This is a genomic window from Variovorax glucosi (assembly GCF_051216695.1).
Classification (GTDB): domain Bacteria; phylum Pseudomonadota; class Gammaproteobacteria; order Burkholderiales; family Burkholderiaceae_C; genus Variovorax.
Genome location: NZ_JBPJZE010000003.1, coordinates 680,392 through 695,730, shown reverse-complemented (window position 1 = coordinate 695,730; position 15,339 = coordinate 680,392). Strand labels below are relative to the sequence as shown.

At 64.9% G+C, this 15,339-nt stretch carries 15 protein-coding genes; 5 read left to right on the top strand and 10 right to left on the bottom strand.

From position 1 onward, the window contains the following. Window positions 1-3: 3 nt before the first annotated feature. The 3 genes from ACSFA3_RS17980 to ACSFA3_RS17970 all read right to left on the bottom strand — a co-directional run bounded on the left by ACSFA3_RS17980 (window position 4) and on the right by ACSFA3_RS17970 (window position 1,871). Window positions 4-366 (bottom strand): hypothetical protein, encoded by a 363-nt coding sequence (locus ACSFA3_RS17980; protein WP_435506939.1) that lies wholly within the window; start codon window positions 364-366, stop codon window positions 4-6. A 447-nt stretch (window positions 367-813) separates the two neighbouring features. Then, window positions 814-1,296: a hypothetical protein gene (locus ACSFA3_RS17975; protein ID WP_435506938.1), complete on the bottom strand. Its 483-nt coding sequence runs from the start codon at window positions 1,294-1,296 to the stop codon at window positions 814-816. Between the two features lie 125 nt (window positions 1,297-1,421). Next, window positions 1,422-1,871 carry a hypothetical protein gene (locus tag ACSFA3_RS17970; RefSeq protein WP_435506839.1) on the bottom strand — a complete coding sequence of 150 codons (450 nt, stop codon included), beginning with the start codon at window positions 1,869-1,871 and terminating at the stop codon, window positions 1,422-1,424. Window positions 1,872-2,059: 188 nt separating this feature from the next. Here ACSFA3_RS17970 and ACSFA3_RS17965 point away from each other — a divergent pair, with 188 nt between their 5' ends. After that, the gene (locus ACSFA3_RS17965) at window positions 2,060-3,058 is read left to right on the top strand and encodes a Bug family tripartite tricarboxylate transporter substrate binding protein (protein WP_435506838.1); all 999 of its coding nucleotides are present in this window, start codon (window positions 2,060-2,062) and stop codon (window positions 3,056-3,058) included. A gap of 16 nt (window positions 3,059-3,074) precedes the next feature. Here the strand turns inward: ACSFA3_RS17965 and alr are convergent, their stop codons facing one another. Next, on the bottom strand, window positions 3,075-4,175 hold the full coding sequence (gene alr, locus ACSFA3_RS17960; protein ID WP_435506837.1) for an alanine racemase: 1,101 nt from the start codon (window positions 4,173-4,175) through the stop codon (window positions 3,075-3,077). A 206-nt stretch (window positions 4,176-4,381) separates the two neighbouring features. Between alr and lplT the strand changes: the two genes are divergently transcribed. From lplT to ACSFA3_RS17940, 4 genes are all read left to right on the top strand, one after another. Continuing rightward, window positions 4,382-5,686: a lysophospholipid transporter LplT gene (gene lplT, locus ACSFA3_RS17955; RefSeq protein ID WP_435506836.1), complete on the top strand. Its 1,305-nt coding sequence runs from the start codon at window positions 4,382-4,384 to the stop codon at window positions 5,684-5,686. A gap of 51 nt (window positions 5,687-5,737) precedes the next feature. Beyond that, window positions 5,738-6,244: a glutathione peroxidase gene (locus ACSFA3_RS17950; RefSeq protein ID WP_435506835.1), complete on the top strand. Its 507-nt coding sequence runs from the start codon at window positions 5,738-5,740 to the stop codon at window positions 6,242-6,244. 144 nt (window positions 6,245-6,388) lie between these two features. Next, window positions 6,389-7,447: a catalase family peroxidase gene (locus ACSFA3_RS17945; RefSeq protein WP_435506834.1), complete on the top strand. Its 1,059-nt coding sequence runs from the start codon at window positions 6,389-6,391 to the stop codon at window positions 7,445-7,447. Further along, a complete protein-coding gene (locus ACSFA3_RS17940) occupies window positions 7,444-8,028 on the top strand; it encodes a cytochrome b (protein ID WP_435506833.1) in 585 nt (194 codons plus the stop codon). The genes ACSFA3_RS17945 and ACSFA3_RS17940 overlap by 4 nt, the downstream gene beginning before the upstream one ends. A 10-nt stretch (window positions 8,029-8,038) precedes the next feature. Here the strand turns inward: ACSFA3_RS17940 and glcF are convergent, their stop codons facing one another. The 6 genes from glcF to ACSFA3_RS17910 are packed head-to-tail and all read right to left on the bottom strand — an operon-like array spanning window position 8,039 to window position 15,326. Continuing rightward, the gene (gene glcF, locus ACSFA3_RS17935; RefSeq protein WP_435506832.1) at window positions 8,039-9,268 is read right to left on the bottom strand and encodes a glycolate oxidase subunit GlcF; all 1,230 of its coding nucleotides are present in this window, start codon (window positions 9,266-9,268) and stop codon (window positions 8,039-8,041) included. Window positions 9,269-9,290: 22 nt separating this feature from the next. Then, window positions 9,291-10,118: a YoaK family protein gene (locus tag ACSFA3_RS17930; protein WP_435506831.1), complete on the bottom strand. Its 828-nt coding sequence runs from the start codon at window positions 10,116-10,118 to the stop codon at window positions 9,291-9,293. 8 nt (window positions 10,119-10,126) lie between these two features. Next, window positions 10,127-11,266: a glycolate oxidase subunit GlcE gene (glcE, locus tag ACSFA3_RS17925; RefSeq protein WP_435506830.1), complete on the bottom strand. Its 1,140-nt coding sequence runs from the start codon at window positions 11,264-11,266 to the stop codon at window positions 10,127-10,129. Between the two features lie 57 nt (window positions 11,267-11,323). Beyond that, window positions 11,324-12,808: an NAD-dependent succinate-semialdehyde dehydrogenase gene (locus ACSFA3_RS17920; protein ID WP_435506829.1), complete on the bottom strand. Its 1,485-nt coding sequence runs from the start codon at window positions 12,806-12,808 to the stop codon at window positions 11,324-11,326. Window positions 12,809-12,843: 35 nt separating this feature from the next. Then, window positions 12,844-14,460, bottom strand: a complete 1,617-nt coding sequence (locus ACSFA3_RS17915; protein WP_435506828.1) for an ABC transporter ATP-binding protein — start codon at window positions 14,458-14,460, stop codon at window positions 12,844-12,846. Further along, the gene (locus ACSFA3_RS17910; RefSeq protein WP_435506934.1) at window positions 14,460-15,326 is read right to left on the bottom strand and encodes an ABC transporter permease; all 867 of its coding nucleotides are present in this window, start codon (window positions 15,324-15,326) and stop codon (window positions 14,460-14,462) included. Before ACSFA3_RS17910 ends, ACSFA3_RS17915 begins: the two co-directional genes overlap by 1 nt. Between the last annotated feature and the right edge of the window lie 13 nt (window positions 15,327-15,339).

The following is a 15,339-nucleotide window of genomic DNA, read 5'->3' as shown; positions in this document are numbered from 1 at the left end:
TGCTCAAGGCTTTACTTTTTTTGGGCCGGCTACCGCAGATTGCCCACCAAACTCCGACGCAGAGGTTTTTTCCACGGAATGTGCCCGCGCCTGCTGAGGCGTAATTCCTGCCTGCATCTGCAGGAGCCGTTCCTGCCTTTTGACCAGCCTTTGAGCTCTTGCCTCGCTTATTTCCCAATAAGCAGACGAATGGGCGGAAAAAGACCGTCCGTATTCAATGAGCTTTCTCGCCGCAGACAACAGCGATGCATCCAATGGCGGACGACTGTAGGGCGCCGGGATATTTTTCATTCGGTCGGCGTTCTGTCCTGCTGGCTTGCCAGTGGTCCATTGTGCCGACAAAGCACAATTCATATTTTTTGACATATTTTGCTTTGAATGAGCTGCCTGTTCATACGTTCATCAAAGATTCACATATTCGTTGCCGCTGGCTGATTGATGGATTTTTCCCAGCATTCGCGAACCGCCCGGAACGCGTTTTGAGCGAGCAACTCGACTGCTGCTTGCCGCTGTTGCTTGGCAGACAACAGTTGTGGCTTTCCCAGCCGGGCGTTCTGTCTTCTCATGCGCCGCATAGTCAGCCCGCTGTACCTCAAGCATGCAAACCTTCATACGCGAGGGCAGCCAACTGCGCCGATGTGCAACGGCCCTGGCCCGATCGGAGACAGCCGGTGGAACCCGCCATCGGTCATCTCAAGCACGACAACGGAATTGATCGGTGTTGTCTGCAAGATGTCACCAGCGACGGAAACTACCGCGATAGCACAATTCAATTCGGTTGCATTATCAAAAGAACTGGACGTGCAAAAACCGTCAGAAGTACGTTACTCTCGCGTTGGAATTTTCTTGCATTTGCGGCAATATATTTTGTGCGGAGTTCTGCGGATTTGCGCCACCAATCTGCCGACTGCGCACATGCGCAGAACTTGGAGTTCCCGTCTGCCTGCCCGCGTTGGGGTTGATAGTGGGAACGAACTCTTGCAAAATCGGATCCATAAACCCGGACGGCGACATTATGTTGTACCCAGTGGCCCAATTGTTTGCTTCCTGGCTCTTCGCCCAATCGTTCTGTTCACCTCGACCCGGCAGCCGATTTGCTCTTGGATCGAGCCTTGAGAAAAACTCGACAGTGGCTTTGTAAGCACGGCGCCCTACTTGATCTGCATTGACTTCGCTTCCTGTTGCAGTCCGGACAAATGGCCCCGGCTTGGTGGGAAGAGCCTGAACGTTTGCTCTGTTCTGACCGTCGGCGAATCGGGCGATCGAGTCGCTGCGTTTGATGGTGGCGTCTGACATTTTTTATTTCTCGGAGTAATTTGTTTGGGGTTGCCGCTTTGGCACATTGCTTCAACGACAGTTGTATGGTCAGGCCTTCAAGCAGCCGGTATGCTCGGAAAGCTCCCAATTCCATCGGCGTCCAATCAGAAGTAGGTCATAACTACCTCGGACTGATTGCCCACTTGATGCGAAGAGCCCGGGTTTTTCAACCGCCACTGGTGCCATGCTTCTTCCATTGCGGATTGCGTTGCCGGGTGATCGATCTGCTGATACACCGCTTGACCTTGCATCTGCGGGGCCTGTGCCCGGACATTGCCACCCTGTAACGCAGCCAGCTGGGACTCCCTCCAGTCGAGGAACGCCGCTTGCTGCAGTCGCTCCGCAAAAGAAGGCTGCTCCTGGCGTCCGAACAATCTTCTCGTGCCGTTCGCAACTCTGTGCTGAATATTTGAAAAGCGACCGCCATCCACGTCGGTCGAGCGGACGAACGGCGCCGGTTTTTTTAGCGGGGTCTCCATGATCGCGCTCTTGGGCGCTTCGCTGAAACGCCTGATGGATGCCGGTGTGCCGTGCCTGACGCTGAGATCTTGCATTTCTGTCCTCTAATGTCGATTGGGTCGGCAGGGGTGCCGGGGACACATGGTCCCGCACAGCGACCGCCACCGAGTTCGGAACACTCCGATTTCGACGGCACGATCCAGCATCGGATGTGGCGTTTACGTGGGGACACGACCGTACGATGTACTGGAAAAATGGGCGGCTGCTCAAAACCGAGAATGAAATGACGACCATCACACGCCGCAGCCTGCTGCAAACCACTGGCGCCTCCGCGATCCTCGCCTGCGTCGGCCATCAGGCTTTCGCCCAGACGCACGCATCCATCGAAACCGCCACCATCGTCACCGGCTTCGCGGCCGGCGGCACGTCCGACAACACCTGCCGTCGCGTCGCACTGAAGCTGAGCCCCGACTACGCGAAAACCGCCGTTGTCGAGAACCGCACCGGTGCCGGCGGCCAGATCGCGATCAGCTACATCAAGGGCCGGCCGGCCGATGGCGCGTCGATCCTGCAGACGCCGACTTCGATGCTCACGATCTACCCGCACATCTACAAGAAGCTGCCGTACGACTTCGCGACCGACCTGACGCCGGTGTCGCTCGGGTGCAGCTTCGATTTCGGCTTCGCGGTCGGGCCGTCGGTTCCGGCCAGCGTCAAGACGGTTCCGGAGTTCCTGGCGTGGGCCAAGGCAAACCCGAACGGCGCCAACTTCGGCTCACCGGCGGCAGGTTCGACGCCGCATTTCATCGGCGCGCTGCTCGGCAAGGGAGCGGATGTCGACCTCAAACACGCCGCCTACCGCGGCACTCAGCCGGCGATGCTGGATCTGCTGGGCGGCAACATCTCGGCGGTGTCGGGCCCGATCGGCGACATCAACCAGCACATCGCCAGCGGCAAGGTGCGCATCCTCGGCGTCTCGGGCGCGAAGCGCAGCCGGTTCGCTCCCGATGTGCCGACCTTCGGCGAACAGGGCATTCCCGACATGGCGCACAGCGAATGGTTTGCGTTCTTCCTGCCGGCCAAGGCAGCGCCGGAACTGTTGGCGCGGCTGAATGCGTCGCTGCGTACCGCACTGGCGTCCAAGGACGTGATCGACGGCCTGGCCACCTTCGGCCTTGAATCGATGTCGTCCACGCCGGACGAACTGATGGCGCTGCTCAAGCGCGATACCGCGAAGTGGGGCCCGATCGTGAAGAAGGTCGGGTTCACGGCGGAGGCCTGACGGCCCCAGCGCTCTTTCAGTCGCCGAGGACCACCGGCACGCGCGGCGCGATGGCGCACATGAGCTCGTATCCAACCGTGCCGGCTGCACGCGCCACCTCGTCGACCGGCAAACTCGTGCCCGCCGGACCGCTGGTCGCGTTGCCCCAAAGCGTGACTTCGCTGCCGATACCGGCACCCGGCACGGACGTCAGGTCGACCGTGATCATGTCCATGCTGACGCGGCCGACCATCCGCGTGCGCACACCGTTCACCAGCACCGGCGTGCCGGTCGGCGCATGGCGCGGGTAGCCGTCCGCGTAACCGACGGCGGCCACGCCGATGGTCATCGGCACGTCGGCCACGAAGCTGGAGCCGTAGCCGACGGTGGCACCGGGCTTCAGCGTCTGCACGCCGATGAGCCTGGTCGACAGCGTCATGCCCGACTGCACCTGCCAGTGCGCACTGTCGTGTTCCGGAAAGTCGGCCACGCCGCCGTAGAGCACGATGCCGGGGCGCACCCAGTCGGCGCGGGTCTGGCTGGAATGGCGCAGCACGGCGGCGCTGTTGGCGATTGAACGCTCGCCGGGCAGATCTTCCGTGGTGCGCTCGAAAAGTTCGAATGCCTCGCCGATGCCGCGCGGACCATCGGCATCGCTGAAGTGCGTCATGAGAGAGATTTCGTCGACCTGCGGCAGCGCGTTGAGGCGCGTCCAGGCAGCGCGGAAGCGCTCGGGCGGAAAGCCGAGTCGGTTCATGCCGCTGTTCATCTTGAGAAAGACGCGCTGCGGCACCTGCGTCTTGTGCGCGGCCAGCATGTCGATCTGGGCATCGCAATGCACGGCGTGCCAGAGGTCGAGGCGGGAACAGAGTTCGAGGTCGCGCGCCTCGAACACGCCTTCCAGCAGCAGGATCGGGCCGCGCCAGCCCAAAGCCCGCACGCGCTCGGCTTCGGCCAGATCGAGCAGCGCGAAACCGTCGGCACCGCGGAAGCTGTCGAACACGCGTTCGATGCCGTGGCCGTAGGCATTGGCCTTGACGACCGCCCACACGCGAGCGTCGAGCGAAGAGCGCCGGACACGCGCCAGGTTGTGGCGCAACGCGCCCGCGTGGATGGTGGCAAGGATGGGACGTGGCACGGAACAGGAACCTTTCGCGGCGGTCCGCAAAATTAACCGATCAAACTGACGGGTTTAGCCGCTCATTTTGGCATTTCACCCCATGCTATAACTGCTCATTAAGTGCCCCCCGACCGCGCATTGATCGCGTTTTCTGCTCCGAAGACGAAGTTTTTTCTCTTGCCGCACCCTTTATATTCGCCAGCCAACTGGCAGCCATCCCATCGATGAAGCGCGGTTTCTACACCATCATGTCGGCCCAGTTCTTCTCGTCGTTGGCCGACAACGCGCTGTTCGTCGCCGCCGTCGAGTTGATGCGGGCTTCGGGTGCGCCCGAATGGCAGCGGGCGGCGCTGGTGCCGATCTTCACGCTCTTCTATGTGGCGCTCGCACCGCTGGTGGGTGCATTCGCCGATGCCTTCCCCAAGGGACAGGTGATGTTCATCAGCAATTTCATCAAGGTGATCGGCTGCCTGATGATGCTGTTCGGCTCGCATCCGCTGCTGGCCTACGCCATCGTCGGGCTCGGCGCTGCGGCGTACTCGCCGGCCAAGTACGGCATCCTGACCGAATTGCTGCCGTCGTCGCAGCTGGTGAAGGCCAACGGCTGGATCGAGGGACTGACGATCGCATCGATCATCCTGGGCATCGTGCTGGGCGGGCAGCTGGTAGGCCACGCAATCTCCAGTCAGCTGCTGGCGCTCGACTTCCCGGTCGTCGACACCGGCATCGACACACCGCCCGAAGCCGCGATCGCGATGCTGATCTTCGTCTACGCGCTTGCGGCCTGGTTCAACACGCGCATCCCGCACACCGGCGTCGAGATGCGGCCGCTGCGCTCGAATCCGGAGCACGGCTTCGTGCGCAACGTCGCCGCTCTTCTGCCCGATTTCTGGCATTGCAATTCGCGGCTCTGGCGCGACAAGCTCGGCCAGATATCGCTGGCGACGACCACGCTCTTCTGGGGTGCCGGCGGCAATCTGAAGTACATCGTGCTGGCATGGGCTTCTCTGGCGCTCGGCTACAACACGGCGCAGGCCTCGTCTCTCACCGGCGTGGTCGCGATCGGCACTGCGGTGGGTGCCATCGTGGCATCGATGCGCATGCGGCTGGACATGGCGACACGCGTGATTCCGCTGGGCATCGGCATGGGCCTGCTGGTGATCGGCATGAACTTCATCGGCAACATCTGGCTGGCCGTGCCGTTCCTGATCATCCTGGGCGCGTTCGGCGGCTTTCTGGTGGTGCCGATGAATGCGCTGCTGCAGCACCGCGGGCACAACCTCATGGGCGCCGGCCGCTCGATCGCCGTGCAGAACTTCAACGAGCAGGCCTGCATCCTGGTGCTGGGCGCGTTCTACAGCGCCTGCACCGGCCTGGGTCTGTCGGCATACACGGCAATCACCGCATTCGGCATCGTGGTGGCGGGATTCATGTACGTCATCAAGCGCTGGCACGAACGCAACCTGCGCGTGTACCCGGAAGAAGTCGAGCATCTGCTGGCCATCGCGCGGAGCGACAAGCACCACTGAGGCATCCGGCCTTCGGGTGCCATGATCGCGCTTTGCCATCAGGAAAGCGCCATGACCAGCATCTACGACTTCGAAGCCACACGCATCGGCGGCCAGCCAATTCCGCTAGGCGCCTATCGCGGCAAGGTGCTGCTGATCGTCAATACAGCCAGCCAGTGCGGTTTCACGCCGCAGTTCGGCGGCCTCGAAGATCTGCACAAAAGCTATGCCGATCGGGGACTCGTCGTGCTCGGTTTTCCGTCGAACCAGTTCGGCGCGCAAGACCCGGGCAGCAACGACGAGATCGGTGCTTTCTGCACCAGGAACTACGGCGTGAGTTTTCCGATGATGGAAAAGATCGACGTCAACGGCGCCGATGCCGCCCCGCTCTTCCGCTGGCTCGTCAAGGAGAAACCCGGCCTGCTGGGGATCGAGGCGATCAAGTGGAACTTCACCAAGTTTCTGGTGGGTCGCGACGGCCAGGTGATTCAGCGATATGCGCCGCTGGACAAGCCGGCTTCGATCGCCGGAGACATCGAAGCCGCGCTCGCGCCACCGGCGCTTGGCCGCGTCGAATAGCGCTTCATCGGGGCTCGGTGCGCGTTTGAACCGGTTGGATTCGGCGGTTTGCAAACAGGTAACTTTTGCGAGTTCCCGACCGGCAGCGAACTTTGTAAGTAGCTGCTAGATTCCGCGCCACAACAACCCCACAGATGAAATTCGATGAATGAGCGACATCCCCCAGCCGCCGGATCGACCACGGGCCGGCTCGTATTGATTGCAGTCGTCGTGGCCGGATCGGCAGCGGCGTTTGCCTATACCGCAGGCTGGTTCACACCCGAGCGCGTCACACCTGCGAAGGTCGTCAACATCCTGGCGCCACCGAGCGGACCGGTTCTCGGCTACCGCCGCAACCATGCGAAGGGGATCTGCTTCAGCGGCACCTTCGAGGCCAATGGCGCGGGCGCCGCGTTGTCGAAATCGCAGCTCTTCGCGACAGGCGCCTATCCGGTGACGGGTCGGTTCAACCTGGCTGTGCCCGACCCCAAAGCCGAAGACAGTGCGCGCGTCCGCGGACTCAGCATCCGTGTTCAGACGCCGGACGGACAGGAATGGCGCTCGGCGATGATCAACGCGCCGTTCTTCCCGGTCGCGACGCCGGAAGCCTTCTACGAGTTGCAAGTCGCGGCTCACAACTCGGACCCCAATGCGATGAAGACCTTCGCAGCCGCGCATCCGTCGCTGGGCGCATTCGGTGCATGGGCCGGCAGCGCGCCGTTCACCGGTTCGTATGCGGACACCGCCTACAACGGTCTGAACAGCTTCATCTTCACGAACGCCCAAGGCAATGATGCTGCGGTGCGCTGGTCGTTCGCGCCTGCTGCGACGCCGGTCACGGTGCCGGTGGACGAACTGAAGAAACGCGGTGCCGATTTTCTCGACAAGGAAATCACCGACCGCGTCAGCCAGTCGCCGCAACGCTGGACCATGTCCGTCATCGTCGCCAACCCAGGCGACCCGACCTCCGACCCGAGCAAGGCATGGCCGGACGACCGCCGCAAGGTCGACGTCGGCACGCTGGTCGTCAAGAAGATCGAGCCCGAAGCCGACGGCCCTTGCCGCGACCTGAATTTCGACCCGACCGTGCTGCCCGCGGGCATTCGCACATCCGACGACGCTTTCCCGGCTGCGCGTTCCGCCGCCTATTCGGTTTCCTACAACCGCCGCACAGCCGAAGAAAAGAACTATCCGCGCACCACGACGCCGGGAGCCAAACAATGAACCGAACCCGACAGCATCTGCAATTCACGGCGCTTCAGCGCGCGCTGCATTGGGTCATGGCGATCTGCATCCTGGCGATGCTCTTCATCGGCGTCGGCATGGTGTCGACCTTCGGCGCCAAGTACCTGACGCTGGTGTCGATCCACAAGCCGCTCGGCATCGCGATCCTGGTGCTTGCATTGCTGCGGCTGGTCGTGCGGCTGCGCAACGGCGCGCCGGCGCTGCCTTCGAACATGCCCGAGCCGATGAAGCTGGCGGCCCGGCTGTCGCACACCCTGTTCTACGTGCTGATGATCGCGATGCCGCTGATCGGCTGGGCGATGCTGTCGGCTGCCGACTTCCCGGTCGTCATCGCAGGGATGCATCTGCCCGCGATCGTTTCGCCCAACGCAGCGTTGCACAGCACGTTGTGGAATGCGCACAAGCTGCTGGCATTCAGCTTCTTCGCGTTGATCCTCGTGCATCTGGCTGCCGGCCTGTTCCACGCGCTGGTGCGTCGCGACGGCGTGTTCGAAGCCATGGCACCGTACCCGGCCGAGGTACCAGTCGACGGTGCAGCGGTCGCGAAGAACCGCCGCTGAGCTTTCCTTCTCAGCCGGCTGTCAGAGCCGCATCCAGTACCTCGACCCAGTGCCGCACCGGCGTCGCGCTGCCGCTCTGCAGGTGCGTGATGCAGCCGATGTTGGCCGACACGATGGTTGTCGGCTGCAGCTGGTTCAGGTGACCGAGCTTGCGGTCGCGCAACTGGTAGGCGATTTCCGGCTGCAGCACCGAGTAGGTGCCGGCCGAGCCGCAGCACAGGTGCGCCTCGCTCTTCGACACCTGTACGTCGAAGCCCAGCGCACGCAGGTTCACTTCGACGCCGCCACGCAGTTTCTGTCCGTGCTGCAGCGTGCAGGGCGGGTGGTAAGCCACCATGCCTGCCGGTACGCGCACGCGCGACTTGAGCGCAGGAACCAGATCGGGCAGCAGTTCGCTCAGGTCGCGCGTCAGTTCGCTGATGCGCCGCGCCTTGAGGGCGTACGTGGGGTCGTCGGACAGCGCGTGACCATAGTCGCGCACCATTACGCCGCAACCGGACGCGTTCATGACGATCGCCTCGACGCCATCGCTTTCGACCAGCGGCCACCAGGCGTCGATGTTCGCGCGCATGTGCGCCTTGCCGCCTTCGTGGTCGTTCAGGTGGAACTTCACCGCGCCGCAACAGCCGGCCTCCGGTGCGATCACGGTCTGGATTCCGGCTGCGTCGAGCACGCGTGCGGTCGCGCTGTTGATGTTCGGCATCATCGACGGCTGCACGCAGCCGGCCAGCATCAGCACCTTGCGCGCATGCGTACGCGTCGGCCAATGCCCGGCGTCTTGCCTGGCCGGCACCTTGGCCTTTAGCGCTTCGGGCAGCAGGCCGCGCACCGACTGGCCGAGCTTCATCGCCGGGCCGAAGAGCGGTGACGTCAGCCCTTCCTTGAGCAGCCACCGCGTGGCTTTTTCGAGCGGTGGGCGCGGCACTTTCTCGTCGACGATCTTGCGGCCGATGTCGACCAGATGTCCGTACTGCACGCCGCTCGGGCAGGTGCTTTCGCAATTGCGGCAGGTCAGGCAACGGTCAAGGTGCAACTGCGTGGCACGCGTCGGTTTCTTGCCTTCGAGCACCTGCTTCATCAGGTAGATGCGACCGCGCGGACCGTCGAGCTCGTCGCCGAGCAATTGGTAGGTCGGGCAGGTCGCGGTGCAGAAGCCGCAGTGCACGCACTTGCGCAGGATCGCCTCTGCGGCCTGACCGTCGGCAGTGCCCTTGAATTCGGGGGCGAGTTCGGTTTGCATCGTGTGGAGTCTCTTGTTTTGTCTATCTGGGATCGATCGGTTCCGGACGCGCCTCGGCCGGCTTTCTGCGCCCGAAGCGCGCACCCAGCGCGCCGAGCCACTGGCGCAGAAAGACCGATCGGCGCAGATCGCGCCGAAACGGCGGCAGCGACAGCGCCAGGAGCAGCGCCGCTAGCGGCACGACCCAGACGAAGCCGATGTATTTGAAGCCCGCCGCCCCGAACATGCCGCCGACGACGAACATCGCCAGCAGGCCGCTGTGGAATTTGAGCGCGTCTCGATTGGCCAGCACGCGTTCGGCTGCCGGCGTCTTGCGCTGGTTGCGGTAAAGCAGCCGGCCGAGCTCCAGCCCCAGATCGGTGACGTGGCCGGTCATGTGGGTGGTGCGCAGCCGGCCGTGCGACATGCTCGAACTCAACCCGTTCTGCAACCCCATGATGAAGGACAGCAGCAGCACGGTCAGCGGTACCGCGAACAGCGTCGGCCAGGTCAGCGTGACTGCGCCGAGCAACCCGAACACCAGCAGCAGCGCGGACTCCAGCATCAGCGGAATGGCGAAGGCGCTGCGCAGGTGATGCTTCAGCCCCCAGTGCACCATGACCGACGCTGTTGCGGCGCCGATCGTGAAGGCCAGCAGTGCGCCGACAGCGCCCAGAAGCAACTCCGGATTGCCAAGCACCGTACCGTCGGCCACCTGCGAGGCGAAGCCGGTCATGTGCGAGGTGTACATGTGCACCACCAGCACGCCGCCCGCATTCACCGCGCCGGCATTGAATGCCAGCACCAGGCCGAACATCCGGTCGACGGACGGTGTCCGGTGCCGTCCGGAGAGATGGAGCAGCCGGCGCATCGTGGTTTCTAGAGCAGACGGCCGCGGTTGAAGATGCCGGCCGGATCGAACTCGCGCTGCAACGCACGATGGATGCGTTCCAGGGTTAGTGGCAGCGGCGTGAAACGGGGCACCGAAAGCGATGCAGCATCGGCATCGGCATCGGCATCGGCGACCCTGAACAGCGTCGCATGCCCGCCGACCTCTTTCGCCGCCGCCCTGATCCGGGCGCCCTCTCCCGGCCGAGCGAAATACCAGCGCTGGCCGCCGTGCCATTCGATCAGGGGCGCGACATCGAGCGGGAGCACCGGCGCGGTCTGCGGCACCGAAAGGCGCCAAAGGTCGAGCCCACGCGATGCCGAGCCTTCGAGGAACCACGGAAGCTGCTGTTCACGGCACAGCGTCCATTCCGCGGCCGCATCGGGCTGCACCTCCCCGCCGAGTTGCCCGCACGCCGCTTCGACTGCTGCAACCGCACCGCGCAGACGCAGATACAACGCACCGACGTCGCGGCCGGTTTCTTCCAGGACCCAGCAGCTCGCGTTCAACGGCAGCGGCCGACCGCCCCAGCCGTTGAGCAGATCCAGCGCCTCGGCCTGCGTGCATTCGAATCGCAACGTGGTTTCCGCTGGTGCGACCGGCAGCACCTTGAGGCTCACTTCGGCAATCAGGCCGAGCGTGCCCAGCGATCCGGCCAGCACGCGCGACACGTCGTAGCCGGCCACGTTCTTGATCACCTGCCCGCCGAAGCCCAGCACCTCGCCACGGCCGTCGACCAGCGTCGCGCCCAGCACGTAATCGCGTACCGCACCGACACTGGCTCGGGCAGGACCGGACAGGCCTGCGGCCACCATTCCGCCAACGGTTGCCCGATCGTTTTCGGCGGCACGGAAGTGCGGCGGCTCGAAGGGCAGGCACTGCCCCTGTTCGGCCAGCAGCGCCTCCAGCTCGGCCAGCGGAGTTCCGGCGCGGACCGTGACGACCAGCTCGCTGGGCTCGTAGGAAACGATGCCGGACAGCGGGCGCGTGTCGGCCAGCGCATCACCGGGCGCGGGATGTGCGGCGTTGCCGTAGAAATCCTTGGTGCCTCCGCCTCGAATGCGAAGCGGGGTGCCGTCGGCGGTGGCGGCGCGAATGCGCTCGACGATCGATTGGAGCTCGGAATGCATCCGGTCGATGGTAATGCCGGCCGGCGCCGGCTGCATTGAGGTCTGCCCTTAGAGCCCTTAGAGCAGTCCCTGGCAGACGTACTTCGTATGCATGTAGTCGTCCAAACCATGCACCGAGCCTTCGCGCCCGTAGCCTGACTCCTTCACGCCGCCGAAAGGCGCGGCCTCCGCAGCCAGCGCACCTTCGTTGACGCCGACGATGCCGGCTTCCAGCGCATCGGTCACGCGGGCGATGCGGCGCACATCGTTCGAATAGAAGTACGCCGCCAGTCCGAACGGCGTGTCGTTGGCTGCGGCGATCACCTCGGCTTCGGTCTCGAAGCGCGTCACCGGCACGACCGGGCCGAAGGTTTCCTCGCAGCTGCATTCCATCGTCGGATCGGCGTTCACCAGCACGGTAGGCGCGTAGTAGTTGGGACCGTCGCAGTGGGCCGAGCGCAGCCGCTCGCCGCCGACCGCGACACGCGCGCCGCGTGCGACGGCATCGCGCACATGGCGCTCGATCTTGTCGACCGCGCGCGCATTGATCATTGGGCCGATCTGCGAATCCGGCGACGTGGCCGGGCCGACCTTGAGCGCACCGACGCGGCCGGCCAGCTTGTCGACGAAGGCGTCGTGAACCGACGACTGCACGAACACGCGGTTCGGACAGACGCAGGTCTGGCCGCCGTTGCGGAACTTGGCGGCCATCAGGCCGTCGACGGCCGCATCGATGTCGGCATCCTCGAACACGATGAACGGCGCATTGCCGCCGAGTTCGAGCGACAGCTTCTTCAGCGTGTCGGCCGAGCGGCGGGCCAGGTGCTTGCCGACCGGCGTCGAGCCGGTGAATGTGATCTTGCGCACGCGCGGGTCGTCGAGCCACGCATCGACCACTTCGGGCGTGCGTTCGCGCGATGCGGTGACGATGTTCAGCACGCCCGGCGGCACGCCGGCTTCCTCGGCCAGGCGGACCAGCGCCAGCGACGTGAGCGGTGTGTCTTCGGCGGGCTTGCAGACGACGGTGCAGCCGGCGGCGAGCGCGGGCGCGATCTTGCGGGCGATCATCGCGGCCGGGAAATTCCATGGCGTGATGGCGGCCACGACGCCGACCGGCTCCTTCAGCGCCAGCATGCGCCGTCCGGTGACGGGCGCGGGAATGATGTCGCCGTTGGCGCGCGTGGCTTCTTCGGCGAACCATTCGACATAGCTCGCGGCGTACAGCACTTCGCCCTTGCCTTCGGCCAGCGGCTTGCCCTGCTCGCGGGAGATCAGCCGACCGAGGTCTTCCTGATTCGCGACCATCAGGTCGTTCCAGCGCTTGAGGATCTGCGCGCGCTGCTTGGCCGGCACGGCGCGCCAGGCGGGAAAGGCGGCATGCGCGGCATCGGCTGCGGCACGGGCGTCGGCTGCATTGCCGTCCGGCACGCTGGCGAACACGGCGTCGGTCGACGGATCGGTGACGTCGAGGCGCCGTCCGTCGCCGGCATTGCGCCATTCGCCGCCGATGAGCTGGGTGCCGGGCAGCAGGTCCTGGCGCTGGAGGTCGAGGGGATGGGTCATGTCGTGTCTCTTTCGTGTTCGAGTTCGAGTTCGTCTCAGGCCTGAGCGTGGTCCATCTCTTCGAGCCAGCCCTGGCGGAGTTCGGGGACCGAGCGCGCCAGCAATTCGTAGTACGGATGGTGCGGGCCGCGGTCGTAGTCTGCACGCGCAACCTGGGCGAGCTTGCGCCCGTGCTGCATGACCACGATCTCGTCGCAGACGGCGCGCACGGTGTGCAGGTCGTGGCTGATGAAGAGATACGACACGCCGAGTTCGCGGCGCAGTTCGGCCATCAGGTCGAGCACCGCCGCGGCAACGACCGTATCGAGTGCCGACGTGACTTCGTCGCAGAGGATCAGGTCGGGGTCCGCCGCCAGCGCACGCGCCAGGTTGACGCGCTGCTTCTGCCCACCCGACAGCCCGCCCGGGAGACGGCCCGCGACATTGCGCGGCAGCTTCACCAGATCGAGAAGTTCGTGGATGCGGTTCTTCAGCGGTTCGCCGCGCAGTCCCTTGTAGAACTGCAGCGGCCGCGCCAGGATGCGCTCGATGGTCTGCGACGGATTGAGCGCCGTGTCGGCCATCTGGAACACGATCTGGATGCGCCGCAGCTCTTCCTTGTCGCGCTGCGCGAGGCCGGGCTTGAGCTCGCGATTGGCGAACATCATCGAGCCGTGGCAAGGCGCGATCAATCCCGCGATGGCGCGTGCCAGCGTGGTCTTGCCCGAACCGGATTCGCCGATCACGCCGATCGCCTGGCCGCGATAGAGCTTCAGGTCGATGTTCTCCAGGATCAGCTTGGCCGGCTGGCCTTTCGCGTCGATCGGGCCGTAGCCGGCCGACAGCTCGCGCACATCGAGCAGCAGTTCCGAGTCGCCGGACATCTGCCCCGCCGCGCGTGGCGAAGGCCGGGCCGCGGCCAGCAGGCTCTGCGTGTAGGCATCGGTGGGCGCTTCGATGATGTGCGCGGTCGAATTCATCTCGCGCATCTGGCCGTTGCGGAGCACGAGGATGTGGTCGGCCATCTGCGCCACCACAGCCAGGTCGTGGCTCACGTAGACGGCCGTCGCGCGGCGCTGGCGCACCACGCGGCGGAAGGCACGCAGCACTTCGATCTGCGTCGTCACGTCGAGCGCGGTGGTCGGCTCGTCGAGGATCACCAGTTCCGGGTCGGTGATGAGCGCCATCGCGGCCATCAGCCGCTGCAGCTGGCCGCCGGACACCTGGTGCGGATAACGGTCGCCGATGGTCTCTGGATCGGGCAGCGCGAGCTCGCGGAACAGCGCGACAGCCTTGGCTTCGGCTTCCTGCGGCGTGCATGTCTTGTGGATGCGCGTCGGCTCGATCACCTGGTCCATGATCGTGCGCGACGGGTTGAACGAAGCCGCAGCGCTCTGTGCGATGTAGGCCACGGTGTGGCCGCGCATCGCACGCTGTTCGGCGGGTTTCAGGTGCAGCATGTCGACGTCGCCGATGCGCACGCTGCCGCCGGAAATCGCGCAGCCGGAGCGGGCATAGCCCATCAGCGCCAGCGCGGTGGTGGTCTTGCCGGAGCCGGATTCGCCGATCAGCGCCAGCACTTCGCCGGGGCGGATGGTGAAGCTCAGTGCATCGACCAGCGTGGCGGAGCCGGCGGTGATGGTCAGTCCTTCGACGATGACGGTAGCGCCCATCAGCGTGCTCCCTTTTCGCGGGCCGCGCGGCCCGGAAGGTTGTCGATGACGAGATTGACCGCGATGGTCAGGCTCGCGATGGCGATGGCCGGAGCGATCACCGAGGAACCGGCGTCGGCCAGCGCGCCGATGTTCTCGCGCACCAGCGAACCCCAGTCGGCCGCCGGCGGTTGCAGGCCCAGGCCGAGGAAACTCAGGCCGGCCAGCAGCAGCACGATGTAGACGAAGCGCAGGCCCAGATCGGCCAGCATCGGGCTGACGATGTTCGGCAAGATCTCGCGCAGCATCACGTAGAGCTTGCCTTCGCCGCGCGCACGCGCCACCGTCACGTAGTCGAGCGCATTGATGTTCACCGCCAGCGAGCGCGCAATGCGGTAGGCGCCGGGCACGTAGATGATGGCGGCGATGCAGACCAGCATGCCGACCGAGGAACCGAAGCCGGCGACCATGATGAGCGCGAACATCTTGCTCGGGATCGCTGTCAGCGTGTCGAGGCTGCGGCTGATCGCGCTGTCGACCCAGCCGCCGCTCGCTGCCGCGAATAGCGCAAGCGTGGTGCCGAGACCGCTGGCCAGCAGCGTCGCGCCGAAGGCCACGCCGACCGTGAATAGCGCGCCGTCGATGACGCGCACCAGCATGTCGCGGCCGAGGTAGTCGGTGCCGAGCCAGTGCGCCGCGCTCATCGGCGCGAACACCTGTGCGCTGCCCGCGCCGACGAAGCCGCGTGCCAGCACGGAGGGACCGAAGAGCGCAGCCAGCACCCAGAAGACGAGCACGACGATGCCGAGCAGGCCCGACACGCCGAAACCGCCGAACCAGCGCATCGAGCGGCCGGTTCGCGATTCGGCGGGGGCCGGATCGGCCATCGTTGCAGGAGCA

Bases quoted from the DNA above. Each gene is read 5' to 3' on its own strand.
- ACSFA3_RS17980 (WP_435506939.1), bottom strand. From the start codon at position 366: ATGTCAAAAAATATGAATTGTGCTTTGTCGGCACAATGGACCACTGGC.
- ACSFA3_RS17975 (WP_435506938.1), bottom strand. From the start codon at position 1,296: ATGTCAGACGCCACCATCAAACGCAGCGACTCGATCGCCCGATTCGCC.
- ACSFA3_RS17970 (WP_435506839.1), bottom strand. From the start codon at position 1,871: ATGCAAGATCTCAGCGTCAGGCACGGCACACCGGCATCCATCAGGCGT.
- ACSFA3_RS17965 (WP_435506838.1), top strand. From the start codon at position 2,060: ATGACGACCATCACACGCCGCAGCCTGCTGCAAACCACTGGCGCCTCC.
- lplT (WP_435506836.1), top strand. From the start codon at position 4,382: ATGAAGCGCGGTTTCTACACCATCATGTCGGCCCAGTTCTTCTCGTCG.
- ACSFA3_RS17950 (WP_435506835.1), top strand. From the start codon at position 5,738: ATGACCAGCATCTACGACTTCGAAGCCACACGCATCGGCGGCCAGCCA.
- ACSFA3_RS17945 (WP_435506834.1), top strand. From the start codon at position 6,389: ATGAATGAGCGACATCCCCCAGCCGCCGGATCGACCACGGGCCGGCTC.
- ACSFA3_RS17940 (WP_435506833.1), top strand. From the start codon at position 7,444: ATGAACCGAACCCGACAGCATCTGCAATTCACGGCGCTTCAGCGCGCG.
- glcF (WP_435506832.1), bottom strand. From the start codon at position 9,268: ATGCAAACCGAACTCGCCCCCGAATTCAAGGGCACTGCCGACGGTCAG.
- ACSFA3_RS17930 (WP_435506831.1), bottom strand. From the start codon at position 10,118: ATGCGCCGGCTGCTCCATCTCTCCGGACGGCACCGGACACCGTCCGTC.
- glcE (WP_435506830.1), bottom strand. From the start codon at position 11,266: ATGCATTCCGAGCTCCAATCGATCGTCGAGCGCATTCGCGCCGCCACC.
- ACSFA3_RS17920 (WP_435506829.1), bottom strand. From the start codon at position 12,808: ATGACCCATCCCCTCGACCTCCAGCGCCAGGACCTGCTGCCCGGCACC.
- ACSFA3_RS17915 (WP_435506828.1), bottom strand. From the start codon at position 14,460: ATGGGCGCTACCGTCATCGTCGAAGGACTGACCATCACCGCCGGCTCC.
- ACSFA3_RS17910 (WP_435506934.1), bottom strand. From the start codon at position 15,326: ATGGCCGATCCGGCCCCCGCCGAATCGCGAACCGGCCGCTCGATGCGC.